This is a genomic window from Photobacterium sp. GB-56 (genome assembly GCF_003026105.1).
GTDB lineage: Bacteria > Pseudomonadota > Gammaproteobacteria > Enterobacterales > Vibrionaceae > Photobacterium.
The window spans coordinates 217,880-231,559 of sequence record NZ_PYNW01000006.1 but is presented as its reverse complement, the minus strand read 5'-3'; the positions used below and the strand labels follow the sequence as shown (position 1 = coordinate 231,559).

The 13,680-nt window shown below is 40.8% G+C and carries 12 protein-coding genes; all 12 read right to left on the bottom strand.

Annotated elements, in window-relative coordinates:
* Nucleotides 1-112: 112 nt before the first annotated feature.
* The 12 genes from galU to C9J42_RS11155 all read right to left on the bottom strand — a co-directional run bounded on the left by galU (nt 113) and on the right by C9J42_RS11155 (nt 13,473).
* The gene (gene galU / locus C9J42_RS11210) at nt 113-985 is read right to left on the bottom strand and encodes a UTP--glucose-1-phosphate uridylyltransferase GalU (RefSeq protein ID WP_107287258.1); all 873 of its coding nucleotides are present in this window, start codon (nt 983-985) and stop codon (nt 113-115) included.
* A 136-nt stretch (nt 986-1,121) separates the two neighbouring features.
* The gene (locus C9J42_RS11205; protein WP_107206488.1) at nt 1,122-1,970 is read right to left on the bottom strand and encodes a glycoside hydrolase family 16 protein; all 849 of its coding nucleotides are present in this window, start codon (nt 1,968-1,970) and stop codon (nt 1,122-1,124) included.
* A gap of 8 nt (nt 1,971-1,978) precedes the next feature.
* Nucleotides 1,979-2,905 carry a glycosyltransferase family 2 protein gene (locus tag C9J42_RS11200; protein WP_107287259.1) on the bottom strand — a complete coding sequence of 309 codons (927 nt, stop codon included), beginning with the start codon at nt 2,903-2,905 and terminating at the stop codon, nt 1,979-1,981.
* 25 nt (nt 2,906-2,930) lie between these two features.
* Nucleotides 2,931-3,842: a glycosyltransferase gene (locus C9J42_RS11195; RefSeq protein WP_107206490.1), complete on the bottom strand. Its 912-nt coding sequence runs from the start codon at nt 3,840-3,842 to the stop codon at nt 2,931-2,933.
* Between the two features lie 29 nt (nt 3,843-3,871).
* Entirely contained in the window at nt 3,872-4,804 is a 933-nt protein-coding gene (locus tag C9J42_RS11190) for a glycosyltransferase family 2 protein (RefSeq protein WP_107260262.1), read from the bottom strand.
* Nucleotides 4,797-5,780 carry a glycosyltransferase family 2 protein gene (locus tag C9J42_RS11185; protein ID WP_107206492.1) on the bottom strand — a complete coding sequence of 328 codons (984 nt, stop codon included), beginning with the start codon at nt 5,778-5,780 and terminating at the stop codon, nt 4,797-4,799. The genes C9J42_RS11190 and C9J42_RS11185 overlap by 8 nt, the downstream gene beginning before the upstream one ends.
* Before the next feature lie 38 nt (nt 5,781-5,818).
* Nucleotides 5,819-7,249 (bottom strand): oligosaccharide flippase family protein, encoded by a 1,431-nt coding sequence (locus C9J42_RS11180; protein WP_107302008.1) that lies wholly within the window; start codon nt 7,247-7,249, stop codon nt 5,819-5,821.
* Between the two features lie 89 nt (nt 7,250-7,338).
* Complete coding sequence (locus C9J42_RS11175; protein WP_107206494.1) at nt 7,339-8,295, bottom strand: NAD(P)-dependent oxidoreductase; 957 nt, start codon at nt 8,293-8,295, stop codon at nt 7,339-7,341.
* On the bottom strand, nt 8,292-9,530 hold the full coding sequence (locus C9J42_RS11170) for an O-antigen ligase (RefSeq protein ID WP_107206495.1): 1,239 nt from the start codon (nt 9,528-9,530) through the stop codon (nt 8,292-8,294). Before C9J42_RS11170 ends, C9J42_RS11175 begins: the two co-directional genes overlap by 4 nt.
* 65 nt (nt 9,531-9,595) lie before the next feature.
* Entirely contained in the window at nt 9,596-11,722 is a 2,127-nt protein-coding gene (locus C9J42_RS11165) for a polysaccharide biosynthesis tyrosine autokinase (protein ID WP_107206496.1), read from the bottom strand.
* 21 nt (nt 11,723-11,743) lie between these two features.
* Nucleotides 11,744-12,283, bottom strand: a complete 540-nt coding sequence (locus C9J42_RS11160) for a polysaccharide biosynthesis/export family protein (RefSeq protein ID WP_107246278.1) — start codon at nt 12,281-12,283, stop codon at nt 11,744-11,746.
* A complete protein-coding gene (locus C9J42_RS11155) occupies nt 12,280-13,473 on the bottom strand; it encodes an outer membrane beta-barrel protein (RefSeq protein WP_107246280.1) in 1,194 nt (397 codons plus the stop codon). The genes C9J42_RS11160 and C9J42_RS11155 overlap by 4 nt, the downstream gene beginning before the upstream one ends.
* Nucleotides 13,474-13,680: the final 207 nt, after the last annotated feature.

The following is a 13,680-nucleotide window of genomic DNA, read 5'->3' as shown; positions in this document are numbered from 1 at the left end:
TATTTTATTTAACGACTAGTATTTCACAGCGGATCATAATGAGCAAAAAATACTGAGTAAAAACACAGTGAAATGGATAAAAAAAATCCCGCGGTTAAGCGGGATTGTGTGTTTATTTCTTGCCAGTTTTCTGTTGGGCTAGCTCTTTATGTTTACCTTTTTTGTAAACATGCTCAAAACAATAGTTAGTTGCATCGATATAGCCTTCAACACTACCACAGTCAAAACGTTTACCTTTAAACTTATATGCTAATACACAGCCTGTTTGTGCTTGTTGCATTAGGGCATCGGTAATTTGGATTTCGCCACCTTTACCGGGCTCTGTTTGTTCAATAATGTCAAAGATGTCAGGTGTAAGGATGTAGCGACCAATAATTGCTAAGTTACTTGGCGCAGTGCCGGGCTCTGGTTTTTCTACCATGTTATCAACACGGAATAGATCGTCACGTAGCATTTGACCTGAAATCACGCCGTACTTATGTGTCTCTTCTTCTGGCACTTCTTCAACCGCAACAATGGAGCAGCGAAATTGCTTATAAAGCTCAGCCATTTGCGCCAGCACGCCTTGTTGTTCTTCATTGGTTACACAAAGGTCATCGGCAAGTATCACAGCAAAGGGGTCGTTACCTACAAGCTCACGTCCTGTTAGGATCGCATGGCCTAAGCCTTTCATTTCGCGCTGACGAATGTAAGTGAAGTACGCTGAATCAATGATGTCGCGAATATCCACTAACAGCTCTTCTTTGTTAGTACCACTGATTTGATGCTCAAGCTCGTAATTCTTATCAAAGTGATCCATCAAGGTGTTTTTACCACGACCTGTCACAATACAAATGCGGTTCATGCCTGCTTGGATTGCTTCATCTACGCCATATTCAATCAAGGGTTTGTTAACTACGGGCATCATTTCTTTTGGCATTGATTTGGTTGCGGGTAAAAAGCGCGTACCGTAGCCTGCGGCAGGAAAGAGACATTTTTTTATCATCGTACATCCTAGTATGTATATAAAGTTATCACGTTTTATACTGCTATATTATTAAAGACTTAATGCATATATCAGCAAATAGAGCACCTTTCTTTTTAAATGCGAAAGACTTCATTATTTGCGACTTTAAAGTTTGTTACTTCAGATCGTAGACACGAACATAATCGATTAAAAATTCCTGTGGAAAAATAGAGTTATCTATTCCTTTCTGTCCCCCCCAGCCACCACCGATAGCGAGGTTTAAAATCAGGTACATTGGCTTATCAAATGGCCAGGCTTCACCGTTACGCTGCTGGGTATGATAGAGCTTACCATCGTAGTAGAAGCGAACTTCATTACTATCCCATTCTGTTGCGTAAGTGTGGAAACCATCTTCTAATTTGTCATCTTGGATCACGCCTGGTATGGAGTTACCTAAAGTCTGGTTACGATCCGATTTATGGGTCGTAGAGTATGCAAAGTGTGGGTTGTAGCCAACATACTCCATGATGTCGATTTCACCACATGCAGGCCAGCCAACGGTTTTAATGTTGTCGCCGAGTAGCCAAATAGCAGGCCATGTGCCACGCCCTTGCGGTAGTTTTGCGCGGACTTCAACGCGTTTATGTACCCAAGAATGTTTTCCCGCGGTGGTTAAACTGGCAGAGGTGTAATAGGCGTCTTTACGTTGTTGATACCACTGAGTGCCGTTGGGATTGTAATCTGCATTTGGTACGGTTTCTTTCAGCGCTTCAATCACCAAGTTTCCATTTTCAATACGCGAGTTTTTACTGCTGGTGGTGTAGTACTGATCTTCTTGATTACGAATAAACTTTGTTTCGTATGTCCAATCTTTAGGGTTCGGACGTGTACCTGAATTGAACTCATCCGCCCATATTAAACGTTTGTGTTGTTTATCAACAACGTGAGATGAAGTGTCGTGTTGCGCGGCAAAGCTATAGCCAGAAAATAAAAGTAATGTGCTAGCAAGAAGTGTTTTTTTCATGACAAAACCTATTTGTTAAGTGCTCTATTGAGACGCTTTTTTACGGGTAGCGATAATAATAATGCTGAGTGTGGATATTTAATCATGTCGATAAATGCCGAAAGATCTTTGTGCTTTAACTTGGCAACGATCTCTAAATATTTACGCGCTGTGTTCATATTTTTAGTGCGATATTGCTGAGCGTTTACCGCACTGGCATCAAAGTTAAAGCTATTAACTAATTGGGTGTCATATTTCAGCAAGGTATCGATATGTTCGATATTAATGACACGTGAGATAGACCCTTCGCGAATGGTATAAATATAGCCGCAGTAATCGACAACTTGCGCTTTTGCACCAAAAGCGAGGCAATTAGCCAAGAAATAATAGTCTTCGCCAATCTTCACTTCTGGCCAATATCGCACTTGATGTTGTTTGATAAACGCATTGCGAAACAGTGGCTTCACATAACCTGTTGAATGTACATCACTGAACATTAAATTGGTTGCAATGAGGTGGGCAAGGCTGAAGTCGCCAACAGGTAATTCAGCACGGTTATAAATCGGTGCTGTTTGTACACCATCTGCGGTTTGTTCACAGAAGTTATCAATAATTATGTCGGTATCATCCGCTGCCATTTTTAGCATGACAGAAAGGCGCTCTGGTTGCATCGCGTCATCAGAATCGACCACTGCAATCCATTCACCTTGTGCCGCTTGAAAACCAATATTTCGCGCTGCACCCGGCCCACCATTTTGTTCACTAGTGAGCACTTTTACCCGAGGGTCGGGATGTTTGCTGACAACTTCCACGGTATTGTCGGTTGATGCGTCATCGACCACTAACACTTCAAGCTCAACGTCGGTTTGCTGCAAAACAGAATCAATGGCTTGAGTAATAAATTGAGCAGAGTTCCATGCCGCCATGACAACGGAAACTTGAATTGGATTTGCCATCTATAGAATCTCGTAATAAGTCAGATCAAGTGTAGCTTTTAACGTTGGCAAATAAGCCGTAAAAGAACCCACAGCCATGGGTAAGATCGCCTAAGGAATTGAGGATGCTACGGCTTGGCAGTAATGCATCCGGCAGTAACATCAGTGCGCCTTTTGCTAAGTAAGCGGAGCCTTTGAATAGGCAGCGAGCATAGCTTTTTGCAGGAGAGTTAATGCAAGATTCAATTTGAAACTCGGTGGCACCAATACGGAAACGACGCTTGAGCGCCCATTTCACATTAAGACGCTCTGGGCTAATAAACTCACTAATGATCGCATTTTGTACCCATAATATCTTGCCGTCATGACGACCAACTTGTTGGAACAATGCCTTATCTTCACCACCGAAAATCAGCTGGTTATTAAACGCTAATTGGTTTTGCGCAAAGAAGTGTAAATCAAGCAAAACGTTATTGGTTGCCGCCCAAGAAAGCGCAGCACCATCTGCCAGTTTACGTTCATGGTAAACCTTGGCTGCGGTATATAATGTTGCTGTGTCATCAGGATAAATTGGAAATTGTGGCCCTGTAGTCACTTGAACCTGATTATTTTGTAAGGCGACAAATAACGTTTGGATCCAGTTTGGATCGGCAATTGCGTCATCATCAACAAAAGCCAAATAATCAAAGCCTTGCTGTTGACCGAAGCGTAACCCGTTATTACGTGCGAAAGGGATACCTGCTGTAGTTTCCAATTGATGATGGATAGTAAAAGGGGTGTGCTGATACCGAGCAATCGCCTCAACTACCGCTTGATTGTGAGTTTTATTGTTTTCAACAACCAAAATATCAATGCTAAATGTATCATTGATATTTTGCTGCTGTAGGCTCTCAATACACTGGCAGAATGTCGCCATACGTGAGCCCGTAGTTAAGGTTGTGAGCAGTACTCTTTTCATAATTTAGCCACGAATAAAAACGAACAAGATCAGTGAGTGTCACCGTATTGAGTGAGGTGCTGTTTGCCTAATAAACCACTTACCACGCCGAGGTGTAGGGCAACGCGCAACTTCCAAAAATACTTTTGGCTGGTTTCTTGATTTATAAAGCGCAACGCATAGACATAACTAAATCCTGCTTTAGCGCCAGCGAGGAATGTCTGTTTTAAGCGATTGAAGGTACTCGCGTTATCGAGTAGTAACATCTTGCCGTGGGTTTGCCCACAACGAAAACGACGTTGATACAGCCAGTCATACTCGGTGCGTGCTAGTGGTACATGCTCAGAGGCTTCTGCCTGCTGAGAAAAGGCAATGGTGCCACCTTTCATCGTTAACTGACGAAAGAAAATCGAATCTTCACCGCCAGAGCAACCGTATTCCAAATCAAAGCGCAGTGGGTGCTGTCGAATAAAATCAAGGTTGATTAAGGTATTACCGGAGTTGGCGGTTTCAATCTTGCCACTTGGTGCGATGATTGGCTCTTTTACTGATTGTAAATCGAGCGCTTTCACCCATTCAGGTGCTTGCTCTGGGTAAATGCTACGTACTGGGCCTATCACCACATCTGCTTGTTCGCGTTGTGCGGTATCAAGATGGGCGCTTAGCCAGTTCTCTACCACAAATTCATCGTCATCAAGGAAGATCAAATATTGACTATGATTGAGTGCCCACTCTAAACAAGCATTACGTGCAATTGAGATATTAGAGGCTGGCGCATGAAGATAATGAATCGCTAATGGCGACTGCTCGGCGTAGCTTTCGATTAAGGCTTTTGAATTAGCGTCCACCGAGTTATCAGCGATCACGATCTGTATTTGTTTACCGTCGGGGATCGCGACCTTCGCCAAGCTATCGAGCGTGTCGGTAACTTCTTGGCGATGATATGTACATAAACCGATCGTAATTACATTAGGATCAATCATGAACAGGCTTCCTTCTGAAGGCTGGGAAGAGCAAGGCTGCACAAAAACCGAGTGACCAACCAAAGTGCATGATCATGGCTGGGATCCCTGAAAGCTTAGCACTGAGTGGGAACTGATCTGACTTACCCGTCGCGCCGACGAGTAAACAGGCGGCGATCCACAATAGAGCGGGTAGAGCAAAAATAAAATGCCACTCACTAAGCAATAACGCCATTAATAATACAGGTACCACTGATAATGGGATCAACTGGCGCAGTTTCGGGATCGTGTGGTGCTTTATACAGTTGGCGGCACGACCTTTGCCATAGTTGTAGTATTGCTTAAATAGCGATTCTGGCGTTTTACGAGGGAAGTAAGTCATGTCCGTTTGACCCGTTAGCCAAATTTTGTAACCCGCATCGGTTAAACGCTTATCTAATTCTGCATCTTCGTTGGCGATGAAGGTTTCATCATAGCCTCCTACCGCGCGGTATGCCGATACTTTCATTAGTGCATGATGACCATGCTCAACCCACTTACCATCATTTTGTGCATTGCGGTGTGGTGAGCCACCGTTACCTAATTTGGAGTTTTGCGCGATAGCCGCTGATACTTGAAAAGGCGTGTGACCTTCGGTGTACATACTGACGACAACAGAATCCGCTTGGTGTTTTTCTGCTTCACTGAGTAAAGACGCAATGAAATCATCTGGGTACTGACCATGAGCATCAATACGAATGAAGTATTCATAATCGTCACCAAATTGATCCACCGCTAAGTTCATAGCAGCACTTTGGATCTTATCTGGGTTGTGAAGCAATACAATGTGATCATCTTTTTCAGACCAACGCTCCACGATTTCTTGCGTGCCGTCATGGCTGCCACCATCAACCACAACCAGTTTACTGTTGTCTGTTAATGATGGAGAAAAATGCGTTAAAAGATCACCAATATGATCAGCTTCGTTTAAACAAGGAATGATAATTAAACAGCTCAAAATATAACCTTTAAGTCTTAGTTAAAAAGCAGAAATCACTAGCGGAAGGTGATTTTTTTATTGGATAAATCAATCGATAAAAAGTGTCGTGAGAATAGGAGCAACAACACGATATAACAGCTTAAAAAGAGAATGGCGCTAAAGCACAAATTGAAAAACTCGTGAGTAAACGGCATTAAATGCAGATTCATCGCAGCGAATGCAGTAATACCTAATGCGGTGTAAATAGGCCATAAACTTTTTAAATAGCGGTAAAACGAGGTGTTAATTTCACTGGTCACCAAGTAGGTCGAGGTGAAGAAATACAGTGCATTAACACCTAAGAAGCTCCACAGTACTGCATGAATATCAATGGTTGAGGCAAAGTACAATGTCGGCAGATAAATAGCCGCAATGATCATTTGTACTCTAAACCACAAGCGAGATCGGTTCGTCACGATGATCGCAGTTTTGTTGATCATGCTGTAAGAGATAAACAAAAATGCAATACAGAAAAACTGAAAATAACCTGCCGAGGTGATCCACTTTTCTGAGAACAAGAAATTGAAGATCGTCTCAGAATAGATAAAGCCATATACGAACAGTGGAGAGGTGATCGCTCCTGTAATGAATAAAGCTTGGCGGATCGCCCGTTGTAAACTTTGTTGATCGTTTTGGCTGTTGGATAAATACGGCAATGACATGTCATAAGACGTGCCAGTTAAGATATCGTTGATGATATTCGATAAGCGTTTGGCAATATTGAAAAAGCCTAAATCGTATTTACCTATGTTGCTACCAATCACAAAAGATTCAAAGTGGGTAGAAATGCTCTCAACGGTTGTGATTAGGGTGTTATATAAACCAAATTCCCACGTTTCTTTAATTAAGCTCCAGCGGAATGACCAGCCCAACATTTTACGAGTCGGAATGTAGACAGCAACCAAGTTGAAAATCGAAATAATGGTTTGTGATAACACCAGTGCCCAGATATTAAAATCAAAGTAAAGCAAACTGAGGATAGTCAAAGCTGAAACCATCGCACCTAAAATAGTGCGGTAGCCCAAGGCTTTGTATTTTTGCTCACGAACTAATATAAACGTGAGGGTATGACCTGCCGCATCAAAGGGCATTTTTATCGCCATTAAATAGAAAGCGAGATTAAATACCTGAGACTGAAAGCTAAAAAGGTTTAAGGAAATAACAAAACAAGCGATCAGTGCAAAAGCGAATCCCGATAAACTAAGAAACGCTAAAATGGTACTAAATTCGCGCTTGCCAAACTCGTGGTATTTAACAATCGCGCTTTGCCAGCCTGAGGGCAGAAAACTTGAAATAATATAGATGATGGATAGTGCAAGGGCGACTAAACCAAAGTCTTCTGGAGCCAGTATTCTTGCCGTATAAGTAAATACAGCGAAGTTAATGATCGGCGGAAATAGCTTACTGGAAAACAGCCACAACATACCGGATATGGATGACTTAGACATAGGGATGTTCTTTGATGTTGGTATCTAAGAGAGAGGCTCTCTGGAAAGTAATACGACAAGTGAGAACACTTGCCGCATTGGCGCGGTAATTAGTCGAACTTACCGTCAGTGTCTTTAGACCAACGTGTTAACGCTGTTTGTAGGTTGCCTGGTAGTTCTATGTGGTTTTCAACTAACCAGCCAGGGTAAACATTGGTTGAGCGGATCAACTTCATCACGCGGTCAGGGTGAATACCTATGTTTAGAAAGTTCACCAATTGCAGTAATTTAGCCGCACCAAGTACCACAAATTTTGGCACCATATAGACTTTAACGTCTGGGAAGTGCTCTGCTTTAAATGCCTCTATGATTTGTTCTAGGGTATAACGATCAGGGTAAGCACCGTTAAATAATTCAAAGTTATTGTCTGTTGCACGTGCCACTTCAATGGCAAAGATCAAATCTTCCACATAGATACAGGCTTTAATGGTGTCTTTTCGACCTGGGTAGACAAAGAAGCCTTTACGCATCATTGCTGCAAGGCGAGTAAAGTTGCCGCCTTCACCTGGGCCAAAGACGACAGCAGGACGAACAATAGTCAGTTGATGCTCACTATTGCGTTCAAGCCATGCTTTATGGATTTGTTCAGCTAACATTTTCGAGTAGCCATAGGCTGAGTTTGGCGTTAATGGGCTATTTTCATCTTTTTGCTCTTCACCTGGACCGTATGGCGAAATTGAACTGGTAAAGACGATTTCTTTAATATTATTACGCTCAGCAAACTGACAAACGTTATTAGCCCCTGCAATATTGGTTTCGTAGTACTCGTGAGTGGGGTGCCCTGGTGTGGTGTGAATCGCAGCAAAGTTGTAAATACAGTCAATAGGCTCATCAATCACTAAATCATTGAGGTTTCTAACGTCATGGTTTATGTAAGTAACTTCATCGTGACGCACTTTAGGCTCGCGAATATCAATCGAATAAACCTTCACCCCTTCAGCAATAAATTTCTTGATGTAATGGGAAGCAATGAAACCGGAACCACCAAAAATAGCCACTGTTTTCATGAAATATTACCTTTATTATTTAATCTTTTTGCTTTGTGAGCGCTACTTTCTAGCTCAATCCAGCAAAAACAAAACATGACATGTGCGAGGGTGAATTGGGCAAACCAGTCAACTTCAAGCACACTTCTTGATATGAAAAACACAAAGTACGCAACGGGAATGAAATCACTTTTTTGAAAGTGTCCGCAGGCAATTAAACGAATGTTATAAAGCAGTCGTGCCAGTATCAAAAGGTAGATGGTGAGGCCGACATAACCGAAATGTACTGTCCAATGGATAAACATGTTATGGAAGTTAAATCCCACCCCTGGTGGTACTAAACCAATTTTCCACACCGCATCGCCGATCGGATTTCCAATCTGGAATATAGCATCATAGCCAGCACCTAAAATGGGCGCTTGGGCAATGGCCTTATCCCCTTCAGCCCAAATTAGTGTTCGGCTGGTTAAGGTTGGATCTTTCCCGATTTCAATCATGAAGTGGTTAAATTCAGGAGTGCCAAAGATGATATAGACAAAAATGATGACACACATAGCGAGCAAATAAAGCAGATTAACGGTCGCTTTTTGTGCGCGTTGGGTGATCGCAAAATTGGAGAAATGATATAAACAAAAGCACGCAAAAATAGAGCCAAAAGACGTTACTGTCGCCCCCAGAGATTTGGCTTTTAACAGGACAGCAATAGAAAAGACGATCGACAACAGCCCGATAATCTTTTCGACTTTATTCTTAGCTAGGGTGTAAAACAAACCAAATCCCACGAAAAAACCAATCGAAGCGGTTTGTGCTAAAAAGTTCTTACTACCAAGATAACCAATTAAAACGGTTTCTCCTGTCATACCGTTCGTCTCTACCCGGTGAGAGACTAAGCTCAGCGCCATAATAATAATAACGCTGCCTGATAAGCCGACAAAGAACTGTTCTTTTTTGATGTTATAGGCAACGGCAATACCTATCACCGTTGTTAAAATAAATTGTATTGATGAGCGAAATGTCGCTTCTGGATATTGTGACCATAATACGGAAAGCAAAGCGAGTATCGGGTAGACCATCACCATCCAATTATATTGGATTCCTAATAATGTTCGGTGAAGGTGGAATATAATAACGGTGCCACCGACAAGAATAAATAATAGGGCGGCCACCGATCCTAGAAAGGTATTCCAAACCAGTGCAGAAGTGATAAGGAAAGAGGCAGTAATACCTATTGCAGTATCTTTTTTAATTTCAAGCATCGTTATTATTTAAAGCGAGCGAATAACAGAGAGTTAACCGCCCGCTAAACCTTTTTAAATAGCGGTTACATCACTTTATTGATCATAACGGCATCGATATTGATCCCATATGCACTGAACTTATGTATCGCTTGCTCTATGTCATTACGTTTGGTTTTATTCGCAGCGACAGTTAAGAGATTTACATCTGATATTTTTGCCACAATTAAGGCATCGCTACTAATAAGGCTTGCTGGTGTATCGATAATGATCTTATCAACATGCTGTTTTAATTCATCAAGTATGGCATTAAAACGCGATGATGAAAGCAGCTCTTGGGGATCGGAAACGGGCTCACCAGCGTTAATGACAAGCAAATTATCGAGGTGAGATTTCGCCATAATATCATTGATAGAAAGCGTATTATTGAGCAGCTCACTTAATCCTTTCGGTGTTGATAGTGCCGTTCCACGGTTATGAAGATCGACATGGATCAATGCCACTTTCTCTGTTTGTGCTAATGATTGTGCCAGATTAACAGCAAGTGTAGTCTTTCCTTCATTGGCTAATGCGGATGTGATCATCACGGTACGTTGATCTGGGGTTAATGCTAAATTCAATGCGGTTCTTATGTTACGGATCCCTTCAAAGAAAGCGGGTTTTTCTTTGATATTTAGCGTTTGTTCATCAATAGGACCTTTCTTTTTCGCTAGACGTTTCACAAACGGGAGATTACCTAATGAAAAGAGTGCGAAGTAACGTTCAAACTCTTCTGATGATTCAACCGTGGTATCGAAAAACTGGATAGCAAAAAGAATACAGAGTGCTAAGCCAAAGCCAACAATACCTGCAATCAAAACATTCTTTTTAATATTAGGGCCTGACGGATAAGCTTTTAGTGCGTAGTCCGTAAAGTGGGCAATAGAATCTTTGTAGTTATCTGTTGCAAGTGTTTCTTTTTGGCGATCAAGAAAAGCTTGAAGTAGCCGCTTATTGGTATCCACTTCTTGTTTAAGTGACTGATAATGTAACTTTTTAACAGCAAGTGATTGGAACTCTTCTTTTTTCTTGTTTATTTCAGCGGTGAGATCTTGTTCTTGACGTTGGTTGCTTTCAAGTTCTTTATGAATACCTTCAACTAAACGTGTCAGCATGCGATCTTTGCGCGCACGAATAGCTCTTAGTTGAGATTCTGCTTCAAGCATTTTCTCATGTTTAGGACCGTAGCGTTTTGATAGCTCTGCAACCAGATTTTCAGCATCTGTTTCCGCGTTAGTGATGTCTCGAATTTGTGGGTGATTAGAGATTTCACTGATTGAATCTATTTGGTTGTAACTAAGATGACGATTACCTCTTAGTGTGGTGTAAAGGGACTCTGTTTGTAAGCGTTTATCAGTTACTGCCGCTAACCGATTGGTTAAGTTAATCAATTCACTATTAGCAAGTTCATCAACCGCAATCGTATTAACCAATTTCTCTTTGGCTAAGTAGTCAGTGAGTTTTTTCTCTGAAGTATTAAGTTGCGCTTTTAATTCGGTTAAGCGTGAGGTTAACCAGTCAGAGGCTTTTTTATTTGTCTCTTCATTAATATCGACATAATAATTGATGTAAGCCTGACCTACAGCATTAGCAATATTGGCTGCTAAAGTTGGATCTTTAGAGGTGTACGTCACCATTACTAATTGGGTTTTAGCAACAGGCGTGATCAATAAGTTTTTAGCAAAAATCTGCAATGCTTTTAATTGTTCTGGTGTGGTGTGAGTCAAACTATCATTGACACTTACACTGCCATCAGAAGGCTGTTTTAAATCAATCAGCCATTGCTTAATTCTGGCTTTTATTGAACCGTGTTGTGATGCATCCGTCCCCATAAACGCAGCATTATTCGTGAGATCTAAATTCGAGATCACTTTTGCGGCAATCACATTGGAACGCAATAATGCATATTGTGTGGCATAAAATTCTTTTTGCGTAGGATCGTAATTGGGCAAAGTTTGCAATGAAATCGGTTTTAGTGGTGTTGCATCAATCATTAATGTTGATGTTGCTGAATAAGAGTTCGTTGCTAATGGAGACTTCAAAAAAACGACAGTACAGAAAACCACGGTCAGTAACACAATCCACTGCCAATTATTTTTGATGCGATTAAAATATTTAGAGAAATTAATCGTTTCGTCTTTTACAACCAACTCTTCTGGTGATTTAAATAACATATTAATTTAACTCTATAAAAATTAGAAAAAGCTTTGTCCAACGACAATGATATCGCCAGGTTGAATTTCCATATTGACACTGGCATCGTCAGTTTTTAATTTGTTGTCAGCATCTTTAATGGTGATGTCATCCGTGTCAGCGCGATCGGTAAAACCGCCAGCAAGTGCAACGGCTTTTTCTACACTCAGATTCGGTTGATACTCATAACCACCTGGTCTTCTTACTTCACCTCCCACATAAATTTGTTTGAAGTTCAGCAGATTTACCATCACTTGAGGATTAAGAAGGTAGTCACCTTTTAATCCTTGTGTGATTTCATTTTTAACTTGCGATAAGGTACGACCTTTTAATGTGATAGCGCCAAGGTAAGGGTAATTAATTTGGCCACTGTCAGGAATCAGGATTTCATCAAACGATAAATTGTCTTCGCCATAGACTTTTATTTGGATCTTATCACCGGGGGACAGTTGGTAATGTGTTGTATCAATTTGTGCCGCATAAACATGGGGAACAAAGGCAAATAAAAACAAGCATAAGTACGCTTTTAATTTATTTTTCATAGCGAATCCAATTTAAAATTAGCAGAAAAGTAGACAATATTTTGGTCGTAATCATTGATAGGGACGGTCGAGCGATTACTTTCTTTTGTCCATCCAGTAACAAAGGTTAAATAATTTCTAAAGACATACCCGATAGAGGTTTCATAGCCTGTGGTTTTATCGGTTCGAAGACCACTGGTATATTCGTCGGTTAAATAGTTTGCCTTAACTTCGCTGTACAGTCGGTTAAGCCAAAAGTGTTTCCATGAAAAATCGTAATACGTTTCTTTGCGATAATCGTTTTTGGCATCAGGGTCGAGAATTTCTCGTTTTGTCTCTAATCGAAATGTTGAACGTTTTACTGGTGACCAAGCGAAATCACCTCGCCATGTTAAGCCACTAAACGTTGGACGATCGGCTTGAGCAAAGCTTTTATTTTGCCAGCCAAGCATCAGTGAACCATTGGTATCTTTATTGATGCCTAATTTCGATCCCAAAAAGAAATAGCTCGTATTGTTATCAAGAGTGCTGCCTTCAAATCGATTATAGAGATAAGTACGATCTTGATTTTCTATTCGGATAAAAAACGCACTCACATCGGAAGGGCGGTAAGTAAATTGACCTTCCAGTAATAGATCATTGAAGTCATCAAAACGAGTCGAAGATAAATCACCAGGAGCCGGTAAGTATCGGTAGTTCTTAAAACGCTTAGTGTTAAAACCAGCACCAAACTCTAATCGCCCTCGTGCCCATTGTGCCCCATATATGTAATCAAGCATGCCGTGCTGCGCATCGTATTTAACCGGTTCAGTTACATAGGGAAGAAGATCATCGCGAATGTCGGAACGGCCGTCATGTGATTGTATATATTGATATTTGAACTTTATTTTATTACGCATTGTAAAATGCTGCTCAATATCTAATTCTAAGTTTTGATCAATAAAATTATCTTGTTCACTGTTTAAGAACGTTGCTTTCTTAGCATAGTAGGTAAGATCATAAGTATTGGTACTTTTCTCACCATTAATAATAAATCCGGGCGTTAGCTCTATAACAGGAGACGAAATAGGATTTTTGGCTACTTGGGTAATATTATCGTTAATTAAATATTTACTGAAGATAAAAGGACTTACTTTTACATGTAAAGGGTTAGCCCATACAGAAAAAGTCATACAGCTTGATAATAATAGAAGTACTATTTTTAAACGCATGTCTTTTTTGTGTTCTCTAAATTAGATACTAAAAATGAATAAGCCTACGACTCTGAGGCGTGTGTTATATGATAGGTTTCGATTATTTTTTTTACGCTACCGCCCTTAGGTTAAAGCTCCCAAAGTGCTTGTGGTGTTAACGCTAGAGTGACATTTTGTTGTCTTTTCTTTGAAATTAGCTTTAAAACGTCAGAAAAAGGTATCGCA

What these genes read in the sequence shown, in the direction of transcription:
- C9J42_RS11205 (WP_107206488.1), bottom strand. Translation starts at nt 1,970, where the DNA reads ATGAAAAAAACACTTCTTGCTAGCACATTACTTTTATTTTCTGGCTAT.
- C9J42_RS11165 (WP_107206496.1), bottom strand. Translation starts at nt 11,722, where the DNA reads ATGTTATTTAAATCACCAGAAGAGTTGGTTGTAAAAGACGAAACGATT.
- C9J42_RS11195 (WP_107206490.1), bottom strand. Translation starts at nt 3,842, where the DNA reads ATGAAAAGAGTACTGCTCACAACCTTAACTACGGGCTCACGTATGGCG.
- C9J42_RS11170 (WP_107206495.1), bottom strand. Translation starts at nt 9,530, where the DNA reads ATGCTTGAAATTAAAAAAGATACTGCAATAGGTATTACTGCCTCTTTC.
- C9J42_RS11180 (WP_107302008.1), bottom strand. Translation starts at nt 7,249, where the DNA reads ATGTCTAAGTCATCCATATCCGGTATGTTGTGGCTGTTTTCCAGTAAG.
- C9J42_RS11200 (WP_107287259.1), bottom strand. Translation starts at nt 2,905, where the DNA reads ATGGCAAATCCAATTCAAGTTTCCGTTGTCATGGCGGCATGGAACTCT.
- C9J42_RS11155 (WP_107246280.1), bottom strand. Translation starts at nt 13,473, where the DNA reads ATGCGTTTAAAAATAGTACTTCTATTATTATCAAGCTGTATGACTTTT.
- C9J42_RS11175 (WP_107206494.1), bottom strand. Translation starts at nt 8,295, where the DNA reads ATGAAAACAGTGGCTATTTTTGGTGGTTCCGGTTTCATTGCTTCCCAT.
- C9J42_RS11190 (WP_107260262.1), bottom strand. Translation starts at nt 4,804, where the DNA reads ATGATTGATCCTAATGTAATTACGATCGGTTTATGTACATATCATCGC.
- C9J42_RS11160 (WP_107246278.1), bottom strand. Translation starts at nt 12,283, where the DNA reads ATGAAAAATAAATTAAAAGCGTACTTATGCTTGTTTTTATTTGCCTTT.
- galU (WP_107287258.1), bottom strand. Translation starts at nt 985, where the DNA reads ATGATAAAAAAATGTCTCTTTCCTGCCGCAGGCTACGGTACGCGCTTT.